The sequence below is a fragment of the Myxacorys sp. genome, from assembly GCF_059501405.1.
In genome coordinates, this window is sequence record NZ_JCACCM010000096.1 from 1 (window position 1) to 26,919 (window position 26,919).

General features: G+C 49.5%; 21 protein-coding genes and 3 pseudogenes. 10 read left to right on the plus strand and 14 right to left on the minus strand.

The window, feature by feature from the left end:
* Positions 1 to 419: 419 nt before the first annotated feature.
* Positions 420 to 590, minus strand: a complete 171-nt coding sequence (locus AC5I6P_RS11335) for a hypothetical protein (protein ID WP_495693865.1) — start codon at positions 588 to 590, stop codon at positions 420 to 422.
* Positions 591 to 786: 196 nt separating this feature from the next.
* Here AC5I6P_RS11335 and AC5I6P_RS11340 point away from each other — a divergent pair, with 196 nt between their 5' ends.
* Positions 787 to 927, plus strand: coding sequence for a hypothetical protein (locus AC5I6P_RS11340; RefSeq protein ID WP_495693866.1), 141 nt, complete (start codon positions 787 to 789; stop codon positions 925 to 927).
* Between the two features lie 150 nt (positions 928 to 1,077).
* Here the strand turns inward: AC5I6P_RS11340 and AC5I6P_RS11345 are convergent, their stop codons facing one another.
* Both AC5I6P_RS11345 and AC5I6P_RS11350 read right to left on the minus strand, forming a co-directional pair.
* Positions 1,078 to 1,299, minus strand: coding sequence for a Nif11-like leader peptide family natural product precursor (locus AC5I6P_RS11345; protein WP_171575679.1), 222 nt, complete (start codon positions 1,297 to 1,299; stop codon positions 1,078 to 1,080).
* Between the two features lie 421 nt (positions 1,300 to 1,720).
* Positions 1,721 to 2,179 (minus strand): GNAT family N-acetyltransferase, encoded by a 459-nt coding sequence (locus AC5I6P_RS11350; RefSeq protein WP_495693867.1) that lies wholly within the window; start codon positions 2,177 to 2,179, stop codon positions 1,721 to 1,723.
* Positions 2,180 to 2,827: 648 nt separating this feature from the next.
* On the opposite strand from AC5I6P_RS11350, the pseudogene AC5I6P_RS11355 reads away from it, so the two are divergent.
* Positions 2,828 to 3,793 (plus strand): annotated as a pseudogene (locus AC5I6P_RS11355) (integron integrase).
* Positions 3,794 to 4,075: 282 nt separating this feature from the next.
* Here the strand turns inward: AC5I6P_RS11355 and AC5I6P_RS11360 are convergent.
* A complete protein-coding gene (locus AC5I6P_RS11360) occupies positions 4,076 to 4,675 on the minus strand; it encodes a site-specific integrase (protein WP_495693868.1) in 600 nt (199 codons plus the stop codon).
* Positions 4,676 to 5,679: 1,004 nt separating this feature from the next.
* Here AC5I6P_RS11360 and AC5I6P_RS11365 point away from each other — a divergent pair.
* Positions 5,680 to 6,366: a PEP-CTERM sorting domain-containing protein gene (locus AC5I6P_RS11365; protein WP_495693869.1), complete on the plus strand. Its 687-nt coding sequence runs from the start codon at positions 5,680 to 5,682 to the stop codon at positions 6,364 to 6,366.
* Between the two features lie 346 nt (positions 6,367 to 6,712).
* On the opposite strand, the gene AC5I6P_RS11370 is transcribed toward AC5I6P_RS11365, so the two are convergent.
* From AC5I6P_RS11370 to AC5I6P_RS11390, 5 genes and pseudogenes are all read right to left on the minus strand, one after another.
* Complete coding sequence (locus tag AC5I6P_RS11370) at positions 6,713 to 7,195, minus strand: response regulator (RefSeq protein ID WP_495693870.1); 483 nt, start codon at positions 7,193 to 7,195, stop codon at positions 6,713 to 6,715.
* Positions 7,196 to 7,233: 38 nt separating this feature from the next.
* On the minus strand, positions 7,234 to 7,635 hold the full coding sequence (locus AC5I6P_RS11375; RefSeq protein WP_495693871.1) for a response regulator: 402 nt from the start codon (positions 7,633 to 7,635) through the stop codon (positions 7,234 to 7,236).
* Between the two features lie 434 nt (positions 7,636 to 8,069).
* Positions 8,070 to 10,067 carry a putative bifunctional diguanylate cyclase/phosphodiesterase gene (locus AC5I6P_RS11380; protein ID WP_495693883.1) on the minus strand — a complete coding sequence of 666 codons (1,998 nt, stop codon included), beginning with the start codon at positions 10,065 to 10,067 and terminating at the stop codon, positions 8,070 to 8,072.
* Positions 10,068 to 10,771: 704 nt separating this feature from the next.
* Complete coding sequence (locus AC5I6P_RS11385; protein WP_495693872.1) at positions 10,772 to 12,409, minus strand: sensor histidine kinase; 1,638 nt, start codon at positions 12,407 to 12,409, stop codon at positions 10,772 to 10,774.
* Between the two features lie 929 nt (positions 12,410 to 13,338).
* Positions 13,339 to 14,292, minus strand: a pseudogene (locus tag AC5I6P_RS11390) (NACHT domain-containing protein).
* Between the two features lie 96 nt (positions 14,293 to 14,388).
* On the opposite strand from AC5I6P_RS11390, the gene AC5I6P_RS11395 reads away from it, so the two are divergent.
* The 4 genes from AC5I6P_RS11395 (at position 14,389) to AC5I6P_RS11410 (ending at position 17,317) form a co-directional block, all read left to right on the plus strand.
* Positions 14,389 to 14,691: a hypothetical protein gene (locus AC5I6P_RS11395; protein WP_495693873.1), complete on the plus strand. Its 303-nt coding sequence runs from the start codon at positions 14,389 to 14,391 to the stop codon at positions 14,689 to 14,691.
* Positions 14,692 to 14,864: 173 nt separating this feature from the next.
* Entirely contained in the window at positions 14,865 to 15,311 is a 447-nt protein-coding gene (locus tag AC5I6P_RS11400) for a carboxysome distribution maintenance protein McdB (RefSeq protein ID WP_495693874.1), read from the plus strand.
* A gap of 24 nt (positions 15,312 to 15,335) precedes the next feature.
* Positions 15,336 to 16,487 (plus strand): PDDEXK nuclease domain-containing protein, encoded by a 1,152-nt coding sequence (locus AC5I6P_RS11405; protein WP_495693875.1) that lies wholly within the window; start codon positions 15,336 to 15,338, stop codon positions 16,485 to 16,487.
* A gap of 152 nt (positions 16,488 to 16,639) precedes the next feature.
* Positions 16,640 to 17,317, plus strand: a complete 678-nt coding sequence (locus tag AC5I6P_RS11410; protein WP_495693884.1) for a tyrosine-type recombinase/integrase — start codon at positions 16,640 to 16,642, stop codon at positions 17,315 to 17,317.
* A gap of 527 nt (positions 17,318 to 17,844) precedes the next feature.
* Here the strand turns inward: AC5I6P_RS11410 and AC5I6P_RS11415 are convergent.
* The 5 genes from AC5I6P_RS11415 to AC5I6P_RS11435 form a co-directional block, all read right to left on the minus strand.
* The gene (locus AC5I6P_RS11415; RefSeq protein ID WP_495693876.1) at positions 17,845 to 17,982 is read right to left on the minus strand and encodes a hypothetical protein; all 138 of its coding nucleotides are present in this window, start codon (positions 17,980 to 17,982) and stop codon (positions 17,845 to 17,847) included.
* An 89-nt stretch (positions 17,983 to 18,071) separates the two neighbouring features.
* Positions 18,072 to 18,443 carry a hypothetical protein gene (locus AC5I6P_RS11420; protein ID WP_495693877.1) on the minus strand — a complete coding sequence of 124 codons (372 nt, stop codon included), beginning with the start codon at positions 18,441 to 18,443 and terminating at the stop codon, positions 18,072 to 18,074.
* A gap of 205 nt (positions 18,444 to 18,648) precedes the next feature.
* Positions 18,649 to 21,774, minus strand: a complete 3,126-nt coding sequence (locus AC5I6P_RS11425; protein ID WP_495693878.1) for a plasmid replication protein, CyRepA1 family — start codon at positions 21,772 to 21,774, stop codon at positions 18,649 to 18,651.
* A gap of 598 nt (positions 21,775 to 22,372) precedes the next feature.
* Positions 22,373 to 22,972 carry a Uma2 family endonuclease gene (locus AC5I6P_RS11430; RefSeq protein WP_495693879.1) on the minus strand — a complete coding sequence of 200 codons (600 nt, stop codon included), beginning with the start codon at positions 22,970 to 22,972 and terminating at the stop codon, positions 22,373 to 22,375.
* Positions 22,973 to 22,984: 12 nt separating this feature from the next.
* Positions 22,985 to 23,194 carry a ribbon-helix-helix domain-containing protein gene (locus AC5I6P_RS11435; RefSeq protein WP_495693880.1) on the minus strand — a complete coding sequence of 70 codons (210 nt, stop codon included), beginning with the start codon at positions 23,192 to 23,194 and terminating at the stop codon, positions 22,985 to 22,987.
* A 251-nt stretch (positions 23,195 to 23,445) separates the two neighbouring features.
* Between AC5I6P_RS11435 and AC5I6P_RS11440 the strand changes: the two genes are divergently transcribed.
* From AC5I6P_RS11440 to AC5I6P_RS11450, 3 genes and pseudogenes are all read left to right on the plus strand, one after another.
* Positions 23,446 to 23,613 (plus strand): ParB-like helix-turn-helix domain-containing protein, encoded by a 168-nt coding sequence (locus AC5I6P_RS11440; protein WP_495693881.1) that lies wholly within the window; start codon positions 23,446 to 23,448, stop codon positions 23,611 to 23,613.
* A 184-nt stretch (positions 23,614 to 23,797) separates the two neighbouring features.
* Positions 23,798 to 25,513 (plus strand): ankyrin repeat domain-containing protein, encoded by a 1,716-nt coding sequence (locus AC5I6P_RS11445; protein WP_495693882.1) that lies wholly within the window; start codon positions 23,798 to 23,800, stop codon positions 25,511 to 25,513.
* A gap of 86 nt (positions 25,514 to 25,599) precedes the next feature.
* Positions 25,600 to 26,336 (plus strand): annotated as a pseudogene (locus tag AC5I6P_RS11450) (IS6 family transposase).
* Positions 26,337 to 26,919 lie beyond the last annotated feature (583 nt).

A 26,919-nucleotide genomic window follows, 5' to 3' on the forward strand; every position in this document is an offset into this window, starting at 1 on the left:
CAGAAGTCGTGACGTAGAATGTGTCGATTTGCCTATTATGACCCCTGGCAAAAAAAGGATATCTTTTCGGCAGTTTCAACCTTTAAGAGAAAGCTTTGGTCTTTCTAGCTTTCAGGTCACTTGAGGGGAAAGGGCAGGAGGACAAGACGCCCTATCAATAAAGGGTCGGTTTTTGATGGGTTTTGATACAGGGCGGATAGTTCTCAGAACATACTTATATGGTACGTCCCAGAGGATAAGGCTTGGGCTACACCCCTACCAAGGAATAAGCAGCCCAACGTTGCCCATCACCCGCCGCAGATATCCTCTGCCATAACCGATCAACTCTCGGCGGTCGGTGTGCATGGGCGTTGTTATGCGGTGCGCTCCTCCAACATCTCAAGTCTATGGTTAGCGGCGCTAAGAAATCAACAATTCTGCTAGGGTAATGATGGCGATGCTAATCCTTGAAGTAACCGCGCATAGTGTTCGAGATAAAATTCCTGAGACTTGGCGATCGCCTGCACCAATTCCGGGTTAGCGACGGTTTCCCACCATTGTTTTAGGCGATCGAGGCCGCCTGGGAATTGAAATCCACGGAAATGCTCCAATACCGCCACCTGTTCAAACCAGGGGTAGGCGGAAATATAGGGTTCATGTGACGAAGTGCAGCCTTACCTAATTTTTGAATTTCCACACCATTTTTGGACTTGATTGATAAGAAATACCAATCATTACATTGCCTAGTTCGTCTCCTTTTAGGTAAAGTATCATGAAGATATAAACGTCCCTCAGAGGACTTGACCCATGCTACAAATCACTGCCCAACTTCCGTTTTCGGCAAAGTTATTTTCTCCTCCACCGAAACAACCATCAACCAGAGACAGAGAATACCTGCGATCGCCAGAAGTAAAAGCGATGATTCGCGCTAACTTTGTTACCAACTAGATTTAATTCAGTTGGTAAAAGAGTCCAATTTTCGCTCAGTTTTTCTTTATCCCAATTTGCTTTGACCATTCACCAAGATTGGTTATCTGTTTCTGTCTTAGTCTATTGGATGGGTTTTGGGTGCGATCTGAGTTCGGGTAGAGCGATCGCTCAATTCCCCCAGTACTCTCCAGGAAGGTCCTTTCTTTTAACAGTAACCCTGCCAACTTTCTTACCTGACATTCTCAATAATTCATCACCTGAAAATTCAAAACCAAGCTTTAGTGCTATTTGTGCAACTTCATCTGCTGTTGATGAAGCAAGCACCTCATTTTTAAGTGCAGGTTCAGACTGCATTTTCTTTAAAAATGCCTCGAGTTGATCTAAAGCCATATTTGAAACTCCTATTCTCGCTCTTTGGTGTTGCGAACTTGTGATCAGACTTATATAGCAGTCCTAAATCATTTGTAAAAAATCTAACGACCGAAACCGTTGACCGATGAGCATTCCAGGATTGAAATGGGATCCCAAAATTCATGAATCATTTAGGATTGCTATAATAGATCATCTTAAATGCTCTACGTTGAATATTCATGACCGCAAAATCTTAACCTCCACACTCCCTACTGCATACTGCCCCTTCAAAAGTGCGATCGCAACCAGACAATCTCAACGGACTCAATCGGCGTATCGGTTACGTATAACGGCTCAAATCAGCGGCGGCAGATTACCTCGAACTCAGCACCAGCGACTTTTGACCGTCCGCCTGCATTTGAATTGTTGGGCGGCTCGCTACCCCCATACCATTTCTAGATCACAATTCACGTCGCATACACAGTTCGCCGTTCTCTTCTTCTTTTCCGGTGTAGACAAAACCCATTTTCTCGTAAAACGGACCGGGACCACCTTTGGCTGGCACGCAACTTGTTTCAACCGCATCCGCTCCAGGGCGCGTCTTGACGTGCGCGAAGAACAACTCCAGCGCTTTTCGCCCGTACCCATGCCCCTGGTATTGCTCAGCGATCATAAAGCGCCACAGAAAGTACTCTTGCTGAGCTACGCTGTCTTCCAACATCAGAAAACCGACTGGCACATCCCCAGCGTAGATCGCGCGGAACCAAGCAACCTCTGGATTGAAATGTGCTTCTGCGATAGACACGGCGTTGGATGCCACGAACTGCTCTTGGTGTGGAGCTACCTTTAAACGGAGAATGTCACGCCAGTTTTCCTTAGTAATCTCGCGCAGCGTTACTTCAGGGTCGAACTCGGACATACAGATTGTTCTCCTTGAACAATGCTTTTAGGCATCGTGCCGAGATACGTGTAAAAAGTGATCATATAGGCTTCAAAATCTTGCTATGTCTTGGTTTTGCACTTTGACCAGTTTGCGTTGTAGATTCTTGGACTTCTGCTGTTCCACGCAGAGATGCAACGAGGGAATAAGGGTTTCAGGGTCTAAACTGCTGTGAAATGTGGGGTGTACTAGTCAGATTTTAGAAGTTTTGAGTCCTAAGATAGTCCAAAGGTGTACTGGTTAAAGCTTTCAGTGAAGTTCTCTTAGATAGAAAACTTCAAAAGCCTTCCTCGTAAGGGTTAGAGGGAGATATGATCACTTTTTACACGTATCTCGGCACGATGCCTTTTAAGAATAGTTGCTCACTCAGCAACACAAGCGATATCAAAACTGCTGCCCAACTATTATTTGGACTGAAAGTTTCCGCCTAAGATCCCAATTAGAGCCACTTAGCCTGATACTTTCTGCCTAAGTCCGAATCGAGCGACTTAGACCGACGCAATTTCCGCATAATACCCCTCGACAGGGATCTTAGCCCGAAATCTTCCGTATTTCTTCCAAGAGAGAACTTATCGCTGTCCGCCTAAGATCCCGAATGACAGACTTACAGCGTTAGGAATCGCCACGATGGAGCCACGACCGAGAAAACTACTCGAACAAGTCTCTGACCTGTTGCGGGTGAAGCACTACTCGTATCGGACTGAACAAACCTATATTCAGTGGATTCGGCGCTACATCCTGTTTCACAATAAGACCCATCCCAAAGACATGGGAAGTCCAGAAATTGAAGCATTCTTAACACATCTTGCCGTGCAAGAACAGGTGGCAGCTTCCACGCAAAACCAAGCCCTGAGCGCTATTTTATTCCTCTACCGCGAAGTGTTGCGGCAAGAGTTAGATGCGTCCATTGATGCCGTTCGAGCCAAGCAACCGCGCTACTTGCCGACGGTCCTGACTAAAGATGAAGTCAGAACCGTGATTGGCAATCTCAATGGCGTGTATCAGCTTGTCGTGCAAGTTCTCTATGGCAGTGGGGTGCGGCTAAACGAAGGGTTAAACATCCGGGTTAAAGACCTCGACTTTGCTCAACAGCAGATTATCGTTCGCACCCCGAAAGGAATTGAGAGTCGAGTCACAATGCTGCCCACGAGTCTGAATGACCCGCTCCGTGAACATCTGCAGCGGGTCCGCCGATTGCACCAGCAAGATTTAGCGCAAGGTTATGGAGCTGTGCATTTACCCTATGCCTTAGCTCGAAAGTATCCCACTGCTGAACGAGAGTGGGTATGGCAGTTTGTATTTCCTTCAGACCGTCGCTGTCGCGACCCCCGAACAGGGCAAATTAATCGCTACCACCTCCACGAAAGCGGCGTGCAGAAAGCCCTCAAGCAAGCGGTGTTTGCAGCAAAAATTCAAAAGCGAGTCGGCTGTCATACCTTCCGCCATAGTTTTGCAACCCATCTCCTAGAAGCGGGATAGGATATTCGCACCGTGCAAGAACTGCTGGGGCACAAAGATGTGAAGACAACGATGATTTACACGCATGTGCTAAATCGGGGTGGGAAAGGGGTAAGAAGCCCGCTTGATTCGTAGCGCGATCGCTGAATTCCTACAGATCTGAACTCATTCCGAATTCGTTTAGGCTTCGTGCAAAATTGAAAAAGCTGCTAATGGCTGAAACCGCTGCTACAAGGCAAGGTGAAGAACTTTGTTTGCACTGGTTGCACATCTCGTGGGGACAACTGTGCTTCCTCTATCGAAAAAGGGGTTAGAAACCCAGGCAGGGTAAAGGGAATAGGTTCTTTTTGCGCTCCATCAGAAAACGAGCTTTTTTTATAAGGCGGTAAGCATTGCCTGTGAGCAACTGCCATCCGATTACAGTTCCAGCTCATAAATTTGGGCAATCTCCTCGGCTTGAATGCCCAGATATGCTAGCGTCTGCTGCTGGGTGGCATGTCCGAAAGCTTCCATCAGTAGCGGAATAGCGGTACCACGCTCCATTCGCTGCCAGTAGCCCCAAGTCTTGCGCAAGCTGTGGCTGCCAAACTTACCCTTTAGTCCCACATGCTGACACCAGGTTTTCACCATCGTGCTCACAGTGGGAACTGTCAAGCAGCCGCGTTTGCCTTGGAACAGGAACGCCTCCTCGGGAAGGGAGCAAGCGGCAAGGTATTGAGAGATCGCTTTGACGACCGCCCCATTAACTGTGACAGAACGGAACTTCCCCGTCTTGCTTTGCTTAACCCGTAGCACATCTCCAAGTTGCAGGGTGCGCACCTGACCGACCGTGAGCGAGAGCAACTCATTGGCGCGGAAGGCAGTATTAATCCCCAGCACAAACAGACACAGGTCCCGCGGCTGGTCACGCAGCAGTTTCTTGATCCGCTCGATCGCCTTCTTATCCCGAATCGGTTCCACCGTGAGGATCGATCCAGGGAGAGGATGATGGGGATTTTCGCCTTTCTGGAACGCCATGCGAGCCTCGATGTTTTCACTAAGCTACCACGTCTTTTTATCGATAACTTAGTGAAAAAAGACACGCTAAACAGTAAGCAAGCGCAGAAGACAGGGCTCAATGCAAAGCAGAGCAAAGAACACAGCCGCAGCTCGATTCACTAAGTTTTAAGTAAAAGTTAATGAAATGGAAAGGGGATTTGAAGGGCGAAATTCCCGCGAATCTAATCGTCCTATTGGTTTGTAGCATAGCTGTGTTACAAATCTTAGACTATCGCCGGACTACTGCACAGACTACAACCGTCTTCAAATAGGCATGCTCTCGTTCAGTCTAAGCAATTGATTGAGGTCAACCAAAAAACGATCAAACTCATAGCAGAAGGAGCACTGAGCGATTCTGAAACAAAAAGGACTTCTGCGGTCTGTGTAGCTACTCCGTGAAATTAGCTTTCCTTGAGCCAAACGCTGAAAGCAGGACAGAGGGAGCCTTTGATGCCTATAGGATAAAGAATCGCACGTATCTCGGCTCAACCTCATCTCCTGGCGCACCGCTGCTTCCTATCTATTTACAAACAGTCTCTTAAACATAGCCAGGTTAACGCTAGCTTTCACAGAAATTTTATCTTAGCCTCTATCTAAAAACGTATCCATCAAGGTGGGAAGCCCGCGGTCTTTATGCTTTTGGGCTGAAAAGCTTCAGTGTTTACACCGATTGCATCTGCTTAAAGTATGTATTTATTTGATAGAGATCACGTGTACGTACTTGAGAACACCAGAAAAGGTGTGTCATTCTTAATTTCAACAAGCGAGCGCACTAAAGCTCAAAGAAATTCATAAGCAAGCTAATCGCTAAAAGCATCCACATAATTTGATACTTGCAATTGCTCTTACCCAACCTCTCAAGCATTGCTTGAAGAGATGGGAAAAGTTCGCTTGGGTTTCTGTGAAGTGTGGCGCGATTCTGAAAGGAAAGCTTACCTCAAACTAACTCTGACATCAACGTTCACTGTGGAGACAGGAAACTAATGACTAACGCAACTTCGCTGAAAAAGTTACCAATGGCTACTGCTTTAAAAACGACAGGAATTAGCTTAGCGAGTTTAGCTGCCGTGTTGAGTACTACTCCCTCCTATGCTGCAAATTTTACCTTTAATCCCGCAAACACCCAGACAATTGGTAGTGCTACGACTAGCAATGGAGAGGCTTTCTTAAATTCTTCTGGGGCATCTGATTCCCAGATAGAGCAATTCTTGGGCTTAAATGCAGGTAGTTTAGACGCTGTTCAAGGTCAAAATGCTACTAATGGCGCTGCTGTGAAAACAACAATTGCAGCCAAAGCAGGAGATGTATTTAGTTTTGATTGGAAGTTCAATGCTGGTGACTACCTGCCATTCAACGATTTTTCTTTCTTCTCTATTGGTTCTGTTATCCAGAAACTAGGTGATGTTGCTCTATCAGGTAATTATGGCGAAGCCAACGGAGTCAATACTACTTATACTTTCACCGCAGATGGAATTTACACTGTAGGCTATGGGGTTCTCAATTTGTTGGATACGTCGGTGGATTCAAAGTTAAAGATTAGCAACCTTGCTTACACTGAAACGGCTTCTGTTCCTGAGCCGGCTTCTGTATTAGGTCTGTTAGCATTTGGTGCTATGGGTGCAGGTTCGCTAAAGCGCAAACAGCAGCAGAAAGTTGCAGTCAAAGCATAAGTGAATAAAAACCAAGTTCAGTTTAGTTACTGCTATACCGAAGATACAGCAGTAACTAAATTAAGTTTTCCTAGAAAGCTGCCCGCTTTTTCTACACTGGTAGCTTGCCAAGTCGTGACAACATCCCTGTTCGCAATATAGGTGAATGGCTTCGCGCTGCCGAATCTGCCGCTGCAAACTGCAAATCGCATTGACGTGTTTTCGCCTGCTGGTTCAATGGTGACATGGCTCTTTGGAAAAAAGATCGCTCCAATTGTTCACAACTTAACAACGTCATGTTCAGATTGAAGGCTAGAACGGTAGGTCAAAGTGGCGTGTCTAGGTAGACTTTTAGCGATTTGATGACTTACGAAGCAGGGAGCGTCGTGGCCGAATGTTCTTGCACTTCGTCAGCAGAATCGACCTGAGCGCCTTCATTCTCGTGGCGCTCTTGCAGCAACTCGACCAGCGCATTCATCAGTTTTTCAAACTCCAGCGGCTTCGTGAGGTAGCGGTCAAAGCCAGCGCCCAGCGCTCGTCTCTGATCTTCCTCTCTCGCCCTTGCACTGAAGGCAATCGCTCGAATTCGTCTCCCTTGTCCGGAGGGAAAGGAACGAATCGCTTCAATCAAGCTGCACCCATCAGCATGCGGCATGGCAATATCGCTGATGATTGCTTGCGGTTGTACCCCAGCAAAGACAGCTAGTGCCTCTTGTACAGACCCGCACGCGACCACGTTTGCCCCATAAATCTGTAAGGTCACAGTCACAAGCTCGCGCGAGTCGAAGTCATCATCTACAACTAGAACTGTTACCCCTTGCAACACAGAACGATCATCAGGAGAATACATGGCGTACGTCGTACAGAATGGAGGCAGAAGGATTGTTCTCAAGCATCCACTAATTCTAAAATCTCTGCAACTAGTTGCTCTGGCTCAAGCGGCTTGGCTAAGAAGCGGTCAAAGCCGGCTTGTTTAATCGCTGGTAATGCGAACTCTCGGGTGTAGGATGTCACGGCGATCGTCGGGATACGTCTACCTGACTCTGTTCGGTAGTCGCGAATGCAGTGCAATAGCTGTCTTCCATCTATATCGGGGAGCCGGAGATTGCACACAATCACGTCGGGCAAGCCCTGATCGAGTTTTTGTAGAGCCTCAAAAGCGGAAGGCGCGTGAGTCACCTTTGCCCCAGCATCGGTCAGCATGAAGGCGAGCAACTCTGCGATGTCTGGTTCATCTTCGACCAGCAGCACCTGGACGCCCTTCAATGAAGTCAGCCGTTGAGTCAGCATAGAAGCAATAGAGTTCTAAGTATGTAGATTCAGGAGAAAAATCAGTTTTTTTCGACCCCAGTGTTTTTCAGCGTCTTCTATTTCGCGTCCATCGTTTGGACGAATCGTCACCGTTAAGGTTATACATCAAGGTTTTCTACATGGAGATTAATTTCAAATCTTCGCAGTACAGCTTTTTCTCTAGCCTGTAAGTTAAATAGGGGGTTATGGACAAGTTGTCCCAGAGCCTCGTAATTGCTACAATCCCTATTTCGCCAGGGTTCTGGCAATTAGTTGCAATGTATTAAAGCATTCTATTCTCATGATTTCTTCAACCTCTCGAAGCTAGACAAGAAGTAGTTTCAAAACTCTTGTGGTAGCTCACAGCACGCTCGCTGCTATAGTTACCCCTACAGCGCGTGATGGCTGACTGTGGGTGACTAACGGCGGCTTCGCTATTTTGAGCCTTCTAGAAATTCGGCTACCGCTTCAGAGCATAAGGGTTTTGAGAAGAGATAGCCCTGCGCCAAATCACAGTTGAGCAGCTTCAATTGCGACATCTGCCGTTGCGTCTCCACCCCCTCAGCCACTACATCAATCCCGAGGTTCCACGCCAGCTTTGTGATCGAGCGGATCAGTTCGATCTTCTCAAGATTGCTCTCCACCGCGTGCGTGAAGGTCGGATCAATCTTCAAGATGTCAATCGGAAACAGATGCAGATGACTCAGCGAGGAGTAACCCGTGCCAAAATCATCCAACGCCAGCTGCACGCCAATCGCTTTGAGCTGTTGCATCATGGTCGTGGCGGCTACCACATTCTCCATAATGGCGCTTTCGGTAATCTCCAGCTTCAAGCACCCGGCGGGCAACTCCGTGTCGTGCAAAATCTGCTCGATCTGCTGCACTAAGTCAGGCTGAGCAAACTGTTTACGCGAGAGATTGACGCTGATGGTGAGGGGTTTGCCATACTGCTGTTGCCACGCTTGCGTTTGATTACACGCCTGCCTCAGCACCCACGGATCAATGAGGGAGATGAGCCCCGTTTCTTCCGCTAAGGGAATAAATTCTGCCGGCATCACGATGCCCCGGCGCGGATGCTGCCACCGCACCAAGGCTTCAAATCCCCTCACCTGCTGGGTCTGTAAATCCAGCACCGGTTGGTAAAACACTCGCAGTTCCTGGCCGTCAATGGCTCTACGCAAGTCCGTCTCGAGCTGCAACAAACTGACGGCTTGCTCATGCATGGTCTGGGTGAAGATGGCATATCGACCTCGACCCGATGCTTTAGCATGGTACATGGCCGTATCCACATCTCGGAGCAGATCTTCGGCGTGTTCGTACCGCGTGGTCCTCAAGATCATGCCCAGGCTGGCATTGATTAAGACTTCTTGTCCATCCAACTCGATTGGGGCTTTGAGCTCCTGTTGAATCCGCTCCACCAACGTGATGATCTCGGAGTCGTCCTGCGCGTACTCCAATAGCAGCGCGAACTCGTCCCCGCCTAAGCGAGCGCACGTATCACTCGACCGGAGGCAGTCGCGTAACCGTTGGGTCACGGTAATCAGCAGTTGATCCCCGGCTAGATGCCCGAGGCTATCGTTGATGACTTTGAAACGATCAAGGTCGAGAAATACGACCGCAAAGCGATACTCGGGATATCGCCTCGTTAGCGCCATCGCGTGCTCTAATCGGTCCATGAATAAGGTGCGGTTGGCCAAGCCAGTCAGTGGGTCGTGCAACGCGGTGTAGTGCAGATGCTCCTCGCTCTCTTTGCGGGCAGTAATATCCGATAGCGTGCCAGCCAGCCGATACGCGACTCCATCCCTATCCCGAACGGCAATCCCACGGCTCCAAATCCAACGATACGTGCCATCCCGGTGTCGGAGGCGAGACTGGATTGAAAACTGCTCGATGCGCCCTGCCCGGTAGTCCGTCACAGCGTTCCAAAATGAGTCCACATCCTCAGGGTGTAAGAGACTGGTCCAGTCGTGGATTTGGTTGCTCAGCTCCGGCTCGGCATAGCCCAATAGCTCTCGGCAGCGGGGAGAGAAGTAGACCTCATCAGTTCTGTGATCCCAGTCCCAAACGCCATCGTTTGTCGCGTTGGCAGCTAGGGCGTAGCGTTCCTCACTTTCGCGCAAGACAGCTTCGATGCGCTGGAGCGCGGCAACTTGCTGCTCTAACCCTTGTTGCGTGATCTTGGCCACTTCGAGTTTGGCGGCCTGCTGCTGCTGCACGAGAACGATGGCAACAACTGAGGCGATGGTCTGGAGCGCGCAAAGGTCATCGATTGAGAAGGGCGAGTGTGGACTCGTGTGGGCGCTCAAGAACCCCCATCGCTGCCCCTGTACTTGGATGGGAATCCAGAGATGCCTGACCATGCCGTTCTCGGCTAGCCCAGGGGTAGGGAAACTGGGGCTGGTTCTCCCTGGAGGATATCCGACTGGGTCCAGTCGAACAGCTCATGCTCCGGGTTGAGTGGGAGCGTGAGCTGTCCGACTAGGGCGGGTTTCCAACCGACTCCAGCGCGCAGCAACGCGTGGTGAGGGGAGCCAGTGAATTCCCACAGCTCAAGATACTCGACCTGTAGCGTCTGGCTCGCGAAAGCCACCGCCGCCTCTGCTACCTGAGCAACGCTGGAGCCGTCCAGAGCCAATTGCATCAATTGTGTGAAAGCGCAAGGCCAGGATTGATCCGGGAGGTTGGAGAAAGACATGTTGATAGTGATAGCATCCTGCTTTGAACTTATGATGCCCGCTGCTATCACTTTTTATTCTTTGATAAAAATCAAGCTGGATAGAAACTATTTTTCAGCGAGTTGGATTGATTGATAAGGTATGGGAAAGAGAAGACAAGACGTATTCTGCTCAATAGCCTGAGAAATCAGACGAGCGGTACACCGTGATTAACGGTAACTTAGTTAGATTTAGAACATCAGAGACAATAGAAACGTTCACTGATTCATCAATGGAATCTGTATAGCGTCAAATAGAATGACATTGGGACAAATTCAGACTTTTCTCAGGTTTTAGCGATCCGTGTTCTACAACAGTTTGAGTAGCCGCCATCTGTAATTGTCGTTGTTGCTTAAAACAATGTGATTGTCACAGATTATTTGTCACTAGAAAGGGGTTGTGACACAACCATTTTGATTGGCTTAGACTATTTCATAAACTGACTGATGAATAGGAATCTGAATCACGAACTGAGTTCCCTCACCAGGACTCGAGAAACAATCTAGCTTGCCACGATGCTGTTCTTTCACAATCTGATAGCTGATAGACATTCCAAGCCCGGTTCCTTTCCCCACAGGTTTAGTGCTGAAGAAGGGATCAAAAATCCGTTGTTTCACAGATTCTGGCATTCCGGGTCCATTATCAGTGATTGTGATTTGCACCCACTCGGCATCGAGCACTGATGTGCGAATTATGATCTCGCTAAGATTCTCTCTCGTCTTTTTAGACGTTTGCTTAGGGTCGGCGGCTTCCAAGGCATCAATAGCGTTTGCCAGAATATTCATGAATACTTGGTTGAGTTGACCCGGATAGCACTCCACTAAGGGTAAGTCGTCATACTCTTTCATCACTTGAATAGCTGGGCACCCGGGTTGGGCGTTCAGCTGTTGTTGCAGAATCATCAATGTACTATCGATCCCTTCATGAATATCTACGCTCTTAAATTCAGCTTCGTCCATCCGGGAGAAGTTTCGCAGCGTTAGCACAATTTGACGAATGCGCTCCGTGCCCACACTCATCGAATCGAGAATTTTAGCCAGATCGAGCTGCAAAAACTCTAGGTCGATTTCAGTCGCTTTAGCTTGAATCTCTGGGGCAGGATGCGGGTAATACTTTTGGTGAAGGTGCACAAAATCGTGTAGATCTTGGACATAATTCCGCAGATGAGCAAGGTTGCCGTAGATGAAGTTAATTGGATTATTGATTTCATGAGCGACTCCTGCCACGAGTTGTCCTAAGCTAGACATCTTCTCGCTCTGAATCATCTGAAGTTGAGTTTGCTGAAGTGCTTCAAGCGCTTGCTCAAGGGCCCCAGCCTTTTGGCGAAGGGTGACTTCCGAAATTTCCAGGTTTTGGTTGATCTGTTCAAGTTCGGTTTTGGCAACGCGCAGTTTCGTTTCAGCCTCTCTGCGCTGCTTGAGATATCGGTTCACCAGACCCAGAATCGTTATCCAGGCTGCTGTCAGAGTGAAAAAGCTTACCGTACTGAATAAGCTCAACTGAGACAACGCTAAACCATAAGATTCAAAATTCGTCCTGACCCTTCTCTGAAGAGCGCTGCTGGTTTGCGTCATTCCATCCGCATAAATCTGCTTTTGAGTTTCATAAGACGGACTAAACAACATGGCTAGCGCTTGAGCAGGCTTTAATTGGCGAACCCAATTAAAGGCTTGGTTCTCCATCTCAACTAATTTGACGTTAGCAGCATCAGTTTGGTTAGCATATTTTGCATAGATTTCAGGCGCGAGTTGCGTTGCTTGCTTGATCGCTGTGTCCAATTGGGGTTCAAAAGTTCGATAGCGTTGTTCCCACTTTAAGTCGCCCGTGGCGGCTGCCATTCGCGCTGACATCGTCAGCACTTCATCAAGATGAATAATCTCGCCCCTGAGCTGCTGAACTTTAAACTCAGTCGTAATCATTTCCTTGAACCCCTGTGAAATCTGCCTAGCATTCCAACTGCCGAACGCGATTAACCCAAGGCTCAGAATGACAGCGCCTGTGAGAAATAACATCAGGTATTGATTTACCCAGCGGTTCAGTTGTTGAGTGGTAGATTTCATGTTTGGGAGATACTTAAAATGACTGACGCTGCTAACCCGTTAAGGGTCGAAAAACAGTCTGTTTGCGAGCTCAGTCGATGGCTCAACGAAACCTCATGTTCTGCTCTAGCAAGCTGTTGCTTGCTAGAGCAGGCTTGACTCTGCTTGACAGCAGAAATCCTACAATCTAGCTAAGAATTCCCATCGGCAAACGCTCCCTCTCGGGTGTTCAGTAGCAATGGAGTACAAGCTGCCTAACGGCTGCTTCACCCATGCCGTTACTCTTGATGCAGCACCAGCAGGAACGTTCTAGCGAAAGTCTCGATAGCTTCGCTAGAACGTCCCCTAATCCGTGAGCGAGTCCAACGAGGGGTAAACCTAGCGAGGCTACCGTCAGCCGCCATGATGACGCTGAAAACCTTGCCCTGTAAAGATTTCATCGACTAGTTTTGATTCAAGAACAGATTGTGTCGTGAGAGGTGTAAAAACGTAAGAATTTTGCATTTTTCGACTTGAAACAGCCCAGTTGAAAACTTTGACTAGTACACCTTTGGACTATTTTAGGACTAAAAAATTCCAGAAACCGACTAGTACACCCCATCATTTTGGAGCGGATTGAACCCTGAAACCCGCATGATCTCCTTGTTTCGCTGCCACCCGCGCAGAAGTTCAAAGATTACTGTTGACGAAGGATAAATCGTAAGAAGTCTACTTCGCAGAGCTTTCAGGTTGATAAAGTTACTTAAGAATAAAACTGTGGCGTGAAGGCTCTACTGCGTAAGCATTTCAATGCTCGCATGGCGGCTGACGACAGCGTCGCTACTTTCACCCCTACTTCACCCCGTCGAACTCCTATATTTCTTTCGCCCTTCCTGCTGGTGCGCCTTCATTGGAGACTCACGCTAACCTGACTTCTGTGCTAATCCAAAATTGCTAGAGAAGAGATGCGGCTACTCGGTGGGAGAACTGCTCTGCAACGGCAAAAGCAGCGTGTCTTCAATCTCCGCGCGGACTTCGCGGCTGACATAGCAATCGCTGTTGAGGCAGTCTACAAGAAGACGATTGGCTTCGTACTATTGCTGGAGAAGGTTGCGCGGAGCATCAGTGATCGTCCAGTAATGCCTAATATTGCGATGTTGGATCATGACCTGTCTCAGTTGTTGAGTCCAAGCTTGTCCATTGTCTTTCCACCATTGTTTGTAATTTTGCCAGTTGTCAGTTGAGGGAGGTTGATCTTTGAGTTGTTGCAGTTTACTCTGCAATTCAGGGTCGAGGGCGAGGGCGAGGGCGAGGGCGAGGGCGAGGTTGCAGTAAAGGGCGAGGTTGCGGGCGCAGGCGAGGTTACCGTCGAAATCGAGGTCGTAGTCGAGGTCGAGGTTACGGACGCGGGCGAGGTCGAGGGCGAAGTAAAAGGCTCGAATTGCAGCAGGTTTGTAAGGAGCGTTTACAGAACGGGACTTCTGCTCAACCCAACTCAGGAATTGTTGCAATTTCTCATCTTCAGCAAGAATGAGATCGACCTCCCGCTTCATCAGCGTTAACAGATAGTCCGCGCTGTCCATTCGTTCCGCTACGATTAGAAACACCTCTCGCCATCGCGGTTCTGTAACGTGAGTTACTAATTGATTCAATGCAGTTGCCTGACCCGTGGGATCGGTGATATCCAGAATATTCTTTGCTGTGAAATACTCATGGAACGTTAAATGAGAAAACGAGTAAATATCGGTGGCGCGTTCTGTCAATAATCCATGTTGAGCTTCAATCGAATTCAAAACCGCACGACTATCAACTAACAACGCCTCTGGATCAGTTCTCGCATCTGGCAAATTCTGAATGTATTGGCTAATCAGCCGTTCAGCAATATGCACCCGGAAAAAATACTCTCCCCGCTCAAAGGTTTGCATGGCAAGTTGTCCCAGCAAGCTCACCTTGCGATGCGTTGGTAATCGCCTGTTGAAGCATCCGTCAAAGGCTACGGCTCCTTAGTTAGAACACTGGATTTGCTGCGAACTTTGCAGGATGTTGGTGCAACAGATGCTCAGGTCTTGGGCGTATTACCTTTTCGCGATCGCTGGATCGGCAATACCCAAACCCAAGAGAGCCGAGCTGCCGTTGATGGAATGCGGGATGAAGTCGGAGAGGAACTGATCTTGCCATCCATTCGAGAGTCAGAACGTTACAAACAAGCCATCAACCGACGCTCTACTTTAAGCGACATGGGTTATAGCGAACTAGAGTACCCTTTTGTGGTGCTAATTGACAAAATTAGCAAGATGACAAGCAAGAAAAAAGTAAAAAGCTAATTTTATTGTTTTAGTCTTTTGCTCAGAGGCAATATCAAGTTCATTTCTTTCGCTGGCTTCATTAAACGCCTAAATAAGCAAAATATAAAAAGCTAAATTTAGACTTTTAACTTTTTCGCTTTTAATTAGATAATGTTTTTAGACTTAGCAGTTCCCTCAACCATCTAACAACCATGTCCGATAGCGTCCTAGACCGAATTCGCCAAAATCGCCAGCGTCCTGCCGTCCCAACCAGAGCTGACACCCTCATTACCAACGTGCAGCAAACAGAGAGTGACCAGGAGGCTGAAACAGTCGAAGCTCAAACCCAACCAGAGGTAACAGCACCACCTAATCCAAGTGACACCTTGGAAGAGTTAAAAGCCGAGCTAGCAAAGATTCCAAAGACTAACCGACATTCGGCGATCGTTCTAGATAAGGAACTTGATCAGACCCTAACTCGATACTGTAAGGACAACCGCATCACGATCGAAGTTTTTCTCGAAGCTGCCTGGGTTCATGCCTCTTCTAACCCAGCAGCAATGGAAGAAATTGTGGCAGAAGCAAAGCGTCGCTACGGCAATCGCAAAAAAGCTGGAAAATTACGTCGTCTGATCACCATGCTTGGGGATCAAGCCTAAGCCAATCGTTTGTTGGAACCAATCGTGCCCAAACAACCTGAAGATTCCACTCCAGACAGCCTAACCGCCGAGCAGCTTGAGGTCATTGAAACTGTTGACACTTACACAACAGTACTCAGCGCCGTAGTTGAACTTATGGAAGCTGCCCGTCGTGCTACCGCACGATCGGTTAACGCCATCATGACAGCAACCTATTGGGAAATTGGACGACGGATCGTAGAACTTGAGCAGCGGGGAGAAAGCCGTGCGGAGTATGGCAAACAGATCATCGAGCGGTTAGCTAAAGACTTGAGCGATCTCTTTGGGCGCGGATTTCAGAAAACAAATCTCTTTCAGATGCGCGCCTTCTATCTCGCCTATCCTCATTTAGGGGAAGGGCTTTCTCCTGAAACACTTTCTCCTGAAATTTTTCGGACACTGTCCGGAAAATTCCCTCTCCCTTGGTCCCACTACGTCAAACTCCTTTCCGTTAAATCCCCGGAAGCTCGCGCCTTCTATGAAACAGAAGCATTACGGGGTGGTTGGTCTGTACGGCAACTAAGCCGCCAAATTAGCACTCAATACTATGAACGCACTCTACTGTCGCGTAATAAGGCAGCCATGCTGGAACAGGGTAGCCGTCCTCGTTCCGAAGATGCGGTAACACCAGAAGAAGAACTAAAGGATCCTTTTGTACTGGAATTCCTGGACCTCAAAGACGAGTATTCCGAGAACGACTTAGAAGAAGCCCTCATTCGCCATATTGAAAGCTTTCTCCTAGAACTAGGTGGCGATTTTACCTTTGTCGGTCGCCAACGTCGATTGCGGATTGGTGATCAATGGTTCAGAGTTGATCTGCTCTTCTTTCACCGTCGGCTCCGTTGTTTGGTCATTATCGACCTCAAGCTCGGCGAGTTTACCTATGCTGACGCAGGGCAAATGCATATGTACCTTAATTACGCCCGCGAACATTGGACCTACCCCGGCGAAAACCCGCCAGTCGGCTTAGTTCTCTGCAACAAAAAGAATGAAGCAGTGGCTCACTATGCGCTGGAAGGGCTCTCCAACATCTTGGCAGCGGAATATCAAACAGCCCTACCTGACGAAAAACTATTAGCCGCAGAGTTGGAGCGCACTCGTAAGGTCCTTGAAAATCGGCTTAGTGATGGAGCAAATCTGCTCGATAAACCAATCTGAATCGGAGTCACTAAACCGATATAGATAAGTTTTCCTTAATTGAGTTTGAGATCCTGAGAGCTGCGAACGAAGAAGTGGGCATTTGAGGTCATACATTAACTTATTGGACTTTCCTAATGTAGAATGGGCTGAACAACCGTACTAGTTCAGTGATGAAAATCAACCGCCACGACCAAGCCAAGATCCTCTCGCCACAGGAGATTGCTTGGTTGTTTGACGGAAAGGTAGGGTTGATTTTAGATTTGAAGCTGTTCCGATTGTTGGTTTGGTTTAGAAAAGGACAAGGGATGGAGGCGATTACCTCCATGTCAATGCTCTCTTATTTAGAGGGGTTGCCAACGGAGCGGGAGCGGGCGTTGTTTGGAATTTGTTTGTACACGACTGCCCGGATTAATGAAGCGTGTTCGTTGCACACTGCTGATGTGTATTGGACGGAGGGACGAGTGCGCGATCGCATTACCTTCCGGCGAGCAACGACTAAAGGGAAACAGGAGACGCGATCTGTCCCCGTGTCGCCAGAGTTGAGGAAATTGCTAGAAGGGTATCAGAGCAATCGTCCCTATCTATTTCCAGGCCGCTGGGGACGAGGACACATCTGCCCCGAGTCTGCTGATGCCATTTTACGGGCAGCATTTAAGCGGTTGGGGATTGAGGGAGCCAGCACCCACAGTTTCCGGCGAACAGCGATTACCTGGATGCACAATGAGCGGGTGCCAATTAAACACATCCAGTCGATCTCTGGACACAAGAGTCTGTCGGCGTTGCAGCGATATATCGATGTGACGGAGAAGGATAAAGAGATGACGATCGCGACATTAAGCTTCCGGTAGTGCTACTTCATCCTCTACAAGTTGGGTAGCATGTTAAGGAGCTTCGGAAATAGTGATTGTGAAAGGAGCTTGTTCGCTGCAATGCTAAGAGGTAAATATAGCGAGCGTGGCGGCTCACGGCACGCTCGCTATATTTACCCCTAGTAGTGGAATAGAAATGTACGCTAAGGTCATAAAGTATACATCATAAGCGTTTTAGCTATCTAATCTCAATAACATCTGTTGGGTAAATAATAGTTTTTGTTTATGTAAAACCCCAGGTTTATACCTTTTAAGAGAAAACTCAACCACTATGCACTTTTAGTGCATAGGTTCCTTCAGGGCTTTCGGCCCAAGTGAACTCGTCATTGCCGAGTCAATCGTCCACGATCGCTTGTCTCTGCTGCTCTCGTTCTGCCTCACATCTTCTAAACGATTGCCTGCCTCCACTTCTCCTGTTCTTCCGACTCACCCTTTCACGTCTAACAACCTCGCAATCAGAAGGTGTGTAGCAGCTAAAGCCTTGCGTTGAAAGCGCATAGTTTTGACTAGCGTGCTGGGACAATAAACTGATTCATCTTGTGCATCAATTGCTCAAATCCAAGCTGAAGTGGAGGGATGGGAAAAACCGCTAACCACCGTTTGAGCCAGTTGAAACAAATCAACGGTTGGATAATCAGTTGCATGACAGACTTGCACAAATATCTAAACACTCTCGCATTTCACCCTTTACGATCAGAGGGTGATGCCCAGTCCAATCGTAACTGTACTTTTTCTATAGGACTTCAAAGAATAATTGCCGTTTCTCCTCGATGGTCAGCTTAGACATTAGTGCTTTGATTTGAGCAATGAGAGCTGCTTTACCCTGGAGCGTTTCTGATTTCCACCACCCTTTAGCATCAACTGTTTTTTCTCCTGGGTGCATTTCGTTGTAATCTCGATCCCCAACTGCCTCAGAATTCCCGATGACTTTATGAAAAGCCTTTCGCTTCGTAGGATCACCATGCCTGCGTTCGTGGGTAATAGCAATGTTTCTAAAGAAGTGTGGATTTGTTTTACGAGGATCAATGTCTTGAAACAAAGGATGTCCCAGATTCTTCAGTGCTGATGTTGCCGTATAAACAGCACGCGTTACTGTGGTAAACAAGCCACTCGGCTCACAGGAATTTGATTTGACCACTTTTCTAAAATTTAACCTAATCTCTCAAACTACTGCCTATAGGGGACAATGGCCATTCCAAAGCACTAAAGATGTAGGAAGCAGATATTCCTCTTTCCTACGCTCATAGTTAAGAGCCATAACACCTTTCTGATAAAGAGAATGCCTATTCCAGCACTGCTGGTAGTATTCGTTAACTTGCAGCTTGCGAGTCCTCTGAATCTGCCAGCCTCCATCTTGGCGTGATGGCTGCTAAAGGTGCTGGAGACAGCCACTTCTCTGGAGCTAACCTCTGACTAGGGCTTGGATCACCCGTTTGATGTTTATCAATCTCGGGTACGGGTGATCCAACCGCTGGTAGATCATTCTGCCGCCGAGACTGCCGCTGGCGTAACACCTCCATCAAGGCTTGCCAGTGCTGCGGCTCCAACCGATAGACCCGCAGCTTCTCCCCTTCAGATCCCGGCACACCTCGACACCAGCGAAACGCAATCTTTAATCCCAATTGGCTCAGGAGTTGGTGAACGAGCTGAACATCGCTGACTCGCTCAGTGACACTGAAGTTTAAGACCTGTCGCACTAGGGGCGCTTGCGCTCGAATGTGGGCCGCGCACTCCGCCAGGTCATGCTTCGTCCACTCCCGGTCCGGGTCGAGAAATTGGTTCAATCCGAGCAGCTCTCGTAATTTCCGTCGTAATTCAACCCCACTGATGTCCCACGGGCACAGCCCCTGATTCCAACTCGCTTGCTTCTCCAACGCCTTTACGGTGCGGTCGGTCGCCACGGTCGGAAACAGCTGCGCTTCCAGGCTTAGCACTTCGGCGCGTCGGCGGCCCCCGTTGTCCCACAGCACGTCCTCGACCCACAGCGTGTCCCAGCCGTAAAACTCCTTCAGGTGAAACTTGGAGAGCGATCTCTGCTCATCGGGTGTCAGGTGCTCTTTCTGCTCCAGGACCAACACTTGCGCATCGGTGAGATCCCCTGCCCCCACGATCGCGTCTGCCTCACTCTGCTTCAATTCGTCTCGCATTTGCTGAAGCAATAGCCGAGCTGCCGGGTCCACCGTGCGATCTTCGAGCACGACCCGATTGCCCTCGTGCTGGAGCCTCATGTGCAGCGAGTCTCGAAGCGTCAGCATACTGCGGTTGCGCTCCGCCTCCTGGCGACAGAAGAGATTGACCCAGGGGTCCGCTTGCCAGTCGCAATTGGAGATCTCGCCCCACACGTCTTCTCGCAGGCTAGAGCGCACGAGGCCCACTACGGCACTGGTGCGCTGTTGCAGATGCGATTTGAGTTCCAAGGTATTGGTTGAGCGGCTGATCTTTGAGAAGTTGGAGCCGCGTTGGGCACACCACACGACTCGTTCAACGGGCTCTCGCACGCGTCCCAACGCCTGGGCCATATCTGCATCCGTTGCACTCCCACCCGTGAAGATGCCATAGACACTGGCAATGATCCCCTTAGCTTCAATACTGACACCCGTTGCCAAGCTCGGTGAGGCCAGAATGATGTCGTACAGGCCTTGCCCCAGAATCTGATTTGGCGTTTCAATAAACTCGCGTTCTAGTGATCCCCCAGACGTTTCAGCATTGATGGTCAGCACGCGTTTTTGGGGATACTGCTGAGCCATCAGGCGAGCGAGCGTTTTGGAGACTTGCTTACTATCGGTGGCGACCAGGATCACCTTGCCCGCAGGCAGAGCTTGAACTGCGCTTGAAAGGTCAGCCGCGATCGCTGTTCGATCGGAGGCTTGCAGAAAGCGAACTGGGTAGCCCTGCCCTCCATAGTCATTGCGAACCAGAAAGAGGGGCTGATCATCGCCGCGCAGGTCCCGCAAACAGTGCAACGTCGCATTATCGAGGTCGGCATCCGCGACAATGACCCGACGAGCGGCCTGGAGCAAGGCGCGGAGGCGAGCCAGCAGGGCAGGGCGTTTGCCGTCCTGATTCGTTGTGGCACTGGTAAGGAGATGCCGGAGCACCTGGCAGACTTCATCGATGATCAGGTCACAGCCCCGAAATTGGTCGGGGTTGATCGCGAGCAGGCTGTCGACGCAGAAGCCGACGCGGAGCGTATAGCCACTGCCGGTGATAAAGCGGCCATCGGGAGTCTTATCTAAGTCCCCCCGCCAGTCCAGTCCTAACCGGCTGCTCAGGTTGCGTCCTAAAGCAACCCGGTGAGTGGCGGACAGCACTTTGTCCAGTCCCGCGACCTGCTGTCCAATGAACTTGGTTTTGCCCGTGGCTTTGGGAGAGGCGATCGCAATAAGGCCTTGCTGGGGGAGATCCGGCAGGTGCAGCGTTGAGAGGTCTGCCGTGCGGAGGTGCATCGCCGCCCTCCAGGTGAGGCGATGCTCCAGCCACTGCCGGATGCGCCACTGCTCGATCACCATTGCCTGCTCGATCGCCTGCTGGACTGCATCCACGCCTTGCACCACCCGCAGGTCGTCAATCCCTTTCCCCTGCTGAGACGGCCATTGCGCGATCTTGACCTCACTACCCGCTTTAGTCAGCAGTCCGCCAAAGCGAATCAGAGCTTTACTGACCGTCGAGCGGGTTTCGGCTTTCGTGTCTTGGTCGAAGGCCAGGATAGCAGGGCGACCTGGGACGGCAAAGCGGGCCACGTCGGGGATCAGGGCGGGAGAGATGGAATGGCCGAGGGTGTCCTTCGTGCGATAGCCACCATGAACGCCGTAAAGCGCGATCGCGACATAGCCAAGGCTGAGCAAGCATAGGGCTTTCTTGCCGCCTTCGGTCCAGATGATGGGGATCTCAGGGTGCAGGGCGAGCCACTGCCAGAAGTCGCCCGATTGAGGCACCTCGATGCCATAGCGCTGAGCGATTTTGCTCCGAATCGAGGCAGGAATCGCTGGCAGGTAAGCTTGGCTGCCGATCCCCACGACGCTTTCATACTTGATGGGTTTAACCAGGGGATGACCTTGGTCATCCCGCTGGGGCGAGCCATGGCGGTCTCGCTTGATCGTTTGGCGTGGGCAGTTGAGTTTGGCTTGCCAGGTGGAGCCGTCTTGATTGACGAGCAGGGCGGCCCAAAGCGTCGTTCTGGCTCGATCTCCGAAGCGAGTCATGCGCCAGTTGAGAGCCTCATGGATCGGGTATGCCACCTCTCCGCCTGGTAATACTTCCGTGTCGGCGACGAGACGGACGGCTGTGGCAAAAAGATCGGGATCAATTCCTGACCCAGTTATAAACTCCTGCTCGATCTTCTTGCTCCAGACCAGATCGGTCTGAGCACAGCCTGGAGTCGAGGGTGAATTGGATGGTGTATCTGTTTCAACGGTGTTGAGTATGGCAATTGTCATCGTGTCTATCCCAGAGGTGAAGTGAACCATCAGGGATAGGCAGCCATGCACCATCTAAAGGAGACGGGTCAAAAAGTTGCATCATTTGACAAATTCCCTCTAAAATGGGCATAGCAAAGCGACCCCACCTTGTGGTGCGGTTGCGTCTGGAACTCTAACTGTCACAGCCGCCAAGCTAATCTGGTTAGAAATCCAGTTCTATCCCTGAATATTAATAACTAGTCATGTGCTAGAAGCTTACTCACCCTGCTGTTCCCCAACGGCAGGGTTTTAAGTATCTAGCGGGTTGTTTCATGCAGTGACCTCCTGACTCGGCTTGATGAACGATGGCAACTCACTGAGCTGGGTCTCCTGACCCGTGTGATTTTGCTGTAGTGAGTATATTTGATTCGGGCTCGATTCTGAAGAGCGTTGTCATGAGTTATGACAAACCATCGACCCCCTTGCCCCGGTGTACAGGAACGATACATATTTCCAGTTCCGTCTCAGCGCCGTCTGTAGGGTCCTTCTACTAACGCGATTGAGACTGAGGAGAAGATGCAAACTTCACAGCACTTATTGGGTAGCGTTACTCCCCAAGAGTCCCTGTCCCAAGTTCCTACGTCTGGTGTGCCATCCCCTCCTGAAACGCTCTAATAGCTGCTCCTGCATCGGTCTCCGCTATCAGAATGCAACGCTTCAGTAGGTCCAGGTCGAGATCTTTTAATTCCTCGAACCCACTGTGCTCAACCCGCTCATAGCCAGTCGCACCTAGGCGGTAGATCAGCAGTACCCCATCTTGCCAGAACCACACTTCAGAGACCCCGAGGATTTGGTAGCGTGCCAGCTTATCGACTCCGCCACTAGTAAAGACCACCTTGATGGACAGGTCCGGAATCGGCTTAACGCTACCGATGCAGTAGGACTGATCCGCTTGAGCTGAGGCCTCGCGTTCTCGCTCTTGCGTCATCGAGCCAGTGGGTTGGAAGAAAATCCCCTTCTGGGCAAGAAAAATCGTCATCAGACAGCCAATGACATGCCCAAAGAGCTCGTGTTCACGTCCTGGCATCAAAATTTCAACAGTTCCAGCATAATAAAACAGTCGGACTCCAGGGGAATCCTCAAATCCCTTCTGAATGTGCTTGAACTGCTCCCAGGTTCCCCCATGATGAACGATGCGTTGATCCTGGATGAGTTCTTTAAATGGCGTTTGGGTCATCGTGATCTTACCTCACGAGCTAGCGTCAGGAGTAGATGAAATTTTACCTTCAGCTTTCGCTCTGCGGATTGCTTCTTCGATGGCATAGACAGCCATCTGAGACAGGCTTCTGCGCTCATAATTAGCCAGTCTTTCTAGATCCGCTTTCGTTTCTGGGGGCAGGTAAACCATTAATCTTGGCAACTTTGAGGGCACAACGCTTACTTCTAAGGATTGGGTCATGCTCGATCCTATTCCTCCATTAGCTCTTTGGTTTAACTATAGCTTATAAGTGACAGTCCAATACTGTCAAAGGACTGCTACCAATGTTACGCTATAAATCAAAAATTTAGTCCCCCTTGTCTCTAAGCCCGAGAACTTAGCACTTCAACTAGAACAAGGTGATTGAATGACGCACCAAAATTCTGCGGTTTCGGCTTTCCAAGCACTGACGGATACCACAGCCGTTTCCATTCAATGCCGAATCGTTTCGGGTGAATCGTCCTCCCTTGCTCAATTCGTCAGATGAGGTGCTGGAGGCATTGCGAGAAGGAAAGCTAGAGTTCACCAAGGCACGGGCGAGTGCGCGAGTAAAAGATGAGGGGCAACGGTATAAATTGCCTCAGCAGACGATTTCTAAGGACCTGTCCTGTCCTGAATGAGATTAAGGCGGTGGTTAAAGATCTGGCACCAGAATCGGAGCCAACTCCTGAGGAAGTGCTGATTCAAAAGTGCAGTAAGCTTGGTCAGCAGCTGCTAAAAAGCTCCAGTCTTTCCAAAATAGAACTACCCGAAATCTTTAGCTCAGTTATTGAATCTCTCCTCTAGTCATTACTAAAGGCAAGCATGAAAATTCATCGTTATGCCGAGCGAGGCGATCAAGCGGGCGTCCAGCAAGAACTAATGCAAGGGGTAAGCATTAACGAGATCGACACCCAGGCGGATTCGTTCACCCCGCAAACCCCGCTCCAATGTGCGATCGCCAGTCCACATGCAGGCGTCAATCTCGTGGAATTCCTCATTGCTCAGGGCGCTATGCTCTCGCTCACTCCCCAACAGGGAAAATCTGACTTCATGTGGGCGGTTCACTCAGGCAGCATCGAGAAGGTTCAGCTGCTACTGGATTTGGGAGCAGATATTGGCGAGGTCGATGAGGATGGCTATGATGCGCTGACCAATGCCATGTTTAGCCAAGCGCAAGCCGAGAGAATGGCGCTCGTCAAATTTCTGATTGATAAAGGCGCTCAACTCAATGGTCAAAGCAGTTATGGTGAGTCGGCCTTGAGCGTTGCCTCGCGCTGTGGATGGTTTGATATCGTGCAGATGCTCTTGGAGGCAGGGGGCGATTGTTTACGTCTCGGATGGACTGACCTCATGCAAGCGGTTGCACTAGGCACCCTCTCAGATGTGAAAGCCCAATTGGAGAAAGGCGCAGACCTTACGACAGTCGATCAGTGGGAACGTACACCTTGGCTATTAAGTCTCCAAGTGGGAGAAGTATCGAAAGCGCAACGATTGCTTGAGGCAGGGTCAGATCCGTTGGCAGTAGGGCGCTGTGGCAAACTACCGATGATGTACGCCCTCGAATCGGGGAATCTCGCGATGTTGAAGTGGTTGATTGAATTAGGCCTGGATATCAATGGAACCGATGAATTTGGCGAAACAGCATTGATGCTGGCTGCAGAACTGGATCAAGTCGAGGCCGCTTCACTGCTTTTGGAAGCGGGGGTCGATGTATCGCAGACCACTAAGTACAACGGGAAAGCGATCAATAAGGCACACAGTCTAAATATGATCGAACGATTAGTGGCAGTTGGAGAAGAGTTAGCGGACCTTGACCCCTCGGTACGCCGCCTCTTGACCAGAGTAGATGCTCCTGACTGCTGGGAGTTAGAGGTCAAGCACTACCAAGCCGCTAAATACCCCCGCTTTGGCAATCGCAATCCAGAAATGATGACTGCACCATTTTGGCGGGAGATGGTGCGATTTCGAGGCGCGGCTTACGCCGCTCGTGCTCAGTATAAAGACACCAGCTATCGTACAGAAGCAGCGGTCTGGTGCTTTCAGCGCTTTGGACAAACGATTACGATACTCCCCGACGGGCGAGTGATTGAAATCGCCGGAGAACACGAAGACTACTACGATCCTGACTTCTACATTTATAACGACGTGGTCGTCTACGACGGGCACGGGGATTTTCAGATCTACGGATACCCTAGAACGATCTTTCCTCCCACGGATTTTCACACCGCAACCTGGTTCGATGGCTGGATCTACATCATTGGCAACTTGGGCTATCAAGACGATCGAATCGTCGGTGACACTCCGGTCTATCGGCTGAACTGCACTACGTTTACGATCGAGAACGTGGAAACTCATGGGGAATCCCCGGGTTGGCTGAGTCACCATCGTGCTGTTCTGTATAATCGTCAGATTCGGATCAGCGGAGGCAAGGTTTGGGCAACCCAGCAGCAGGATCAACCGACACTCATTGACAATGATGCACAGTACGTTTTGAACTTAGAGCAGAATTACTGGCATCGAGTTCAGTCAGAATTGTAATGGATTTGGAAGACGTGAACTGTGTGCGGGTTGTGTCGCAAAAATAGTAAGGTAGGGAATCTTAATTTTCTCTAACCTTGCTCTAAATGACGACTGACTCTCTGTTCAAATGGCGGCACTTTTTGCCTGAAATCATCTTACTGAACGTGCGCTGGTATTGTCGCTATTCCTTGAGTTATCGGAATTTAGAGGAGATGATGGCAGAACGAGGAGTCGAAGTGGTGTCCTTCGGAGCTTCGCGAAGCGAACACATTTCACCCTTCATCGCTGGGTACTGAAATTTGCTCCTGAACTGGACAAACGTATCCGCCCGTTCTTGAATCCCACGAATGACTCCTGGCGAGTAGACGAAACTTACATCGAAGTGAAGGGAGCGTGGAAATATCTTTACCGTGCCGTGGATTCAATGGGTAACACGTTGGACTTCATGCTGAGCGCGAAGCGAGATGGGAAGGCTGCCGCACGCTTTTTTCGGAAAGTGCTGAAAGCGAAACACACTCCAAAACCGCGAGTGATTACGGTGGACAAGAACGCTGCCTACCCAGTGGCAGTCGAAGCGTTGAAAGCCGATGAAACACTGGCAGCAGAGACGGAATTGCGCCAGAGCAAGTACCTAAATAACATCATCGAGCAGGATCATCGCAACATCAAGCGATTGACAAAGTCAATGATGGGATTTGGGTCATTCAATATGGCAAGACAAACCTTAAGAGGTATCGAAGCGATGAGTATGATTCGCAAAGGACAAGTGAAGGGAATTAGCCAAGGGGACAGTGTGTCTCAAGGAAAGTTTATCGAAGAACTCTTCGGAATTAGCGCTTAACGGAACGCGAATGAGATACTTCGTTTGTCACTAAAAAGTATTTGCGACACAACCCTATCAAGCGGGACGGTTCAGCTCTTGACCGTTCCGGCGCCGACGGGGTTGTGTTGCAGAAAGTGACAGCGCTTTGCTGATGCGAAGGCTCTACTACGAGACCATTGTGCGATGGCACTGACTCAAAACGCAGCCTAGCAATTCCCATGAACCTGATCGTTGAGAATTGGTCGGTTATGATACGAAAGTCACTCGCGGCGGGTGATAGACAGCGTTAGCGCTGAATTCACTTCTTTAAATCTTGGTTTACTGCCGTACCCCAGAGTGTGTGAAAACTAGAGTCAGGAATCGAAAAAGCGCTATCAGGAATGTCTGAGCTCTCCCAAATCGTTCGTATGTAGCGTAACCTTCAAGTTTTCACACACTCTCTCAGCATACAAGTTCCAGGGATTAGAACCGATTGGCATACTTGGCAGAACTACGCTAATCAGTTGTTCCCAATCCAGGCTGCAATCATTCAGACCTGTTCTCACAGTGACCCAAGAGGGACACTGTGAGAACAGGTCTGAATTCTCAATGTTTCTTCTGT

Bases quoted from the DNA above. Each gene is read 5' to 3' on its own strand.
- AC5I6P_RS11400 (WP_495693874.1), top strand. From the start codon at position 14,865: ATGTCCGATAGCGTCCTAGACCGAATTCGCCAAAATCGCCAGCGTCCT.
- AC5I6P_RS11350 (WP_495693867.1), bottom strand. From the start codon at position 2,179: ATGTCCGAGTTCGACCCTGAAGTAACGCTGCGCGAGATTACTAAGGAA.
- AC5I6P_RS11340 (WP_495693866.1), top strand. From the start codon at position 787: ATGCTACAAATCACTGCCCAACTTCCGTTTTCGGCAAAGTTATTTTCT.
- AC5I6P_RS11365 (WP_495693869.1), top strand. From the start codon at position 5,680: ATGACTAACGCAACTTCGCTGAAAAAGTTACCAATGGCTACTGCTTTA.
- AC5I6P_RS11415 (WP_495693876.1), bottom strand. From the start codon at position 17,982: ATGCAACTGATTATCCAACCGTTGATTTGTTTCAACTGGCTCAAACGG.
- AC5I6P_RS11425 (WP_495693878.1), bottom strand. From the start codon at position 21,774: ATGACAATTGCCATACTCAACACCGTTGAAACAGATACACCATCCAAT.
- AC5I6P_RS11445 (WP_495693882.1), top strand. From the start codon at position 23,798: ATGAAAATTCATCGTTATGCCGAGCGAGGCGATCAAGCGGGCGTCCAG.
- AC5I6P_RS11345 (WP_171575679.1), bottom strand. From the start codon at position 1,299: ATGGCTTTAGATCAACTCGAGGCATTTTTAAAGAAAATGCAGTCTGAA.
- AC5I6P_RS11385 (WP_495693872.1), bottom strand. From the start codon at position 12,409: ATGAAATCTACCACTCAACAACTGAACCGCTGGGTAAATCAATACCTG.
- AC5I6P_RS11370 (WP_495693870.1), bottom strand. From the start codon at position 7,195: ATGTATTCTCCTGATGATCGTTCTGTGTTGCAAGGGGTAACAGTTCTA.
- AC5I6P_RS11360 (WP_495693868.1), bottom strand. From the start codon at position 4,675: ATGGCGTTCCAGAAAGGCGAAAATCCCCATCATCCTCTCCCTGGATCG.
- AC5I6P_RS11410 (WP_495693884.1), top strand. From the start codon at position 16,640: ATGAAAATCAACCGCCACGACCAAGCCAAGATCCTCTCGCCACAGGAG.
- AC5I6P_RS11375 (WP_495693871.1), bottom strand. From the start codon at position 7,635: ATGCTGACTCAACGGCTGACTTCATTGAAGGGCGTCCAGGTGCTGCTG.
- AC5I6P_RS11430 (WP_495693879.1), bottom strand. From the start codon at position 22,972: ATGACCCAAACGCCATTTAAAGAACTCATCCAGGATCAACGCATCGTT.
- AC5I6P_RS11435 (WP_495693880.1), bottom strand. From the start codon at position 23,194: ATGACCCAATCCTTAGAAGTAAGCGTTGTGCCCTCAAAGTTGCCAAGA.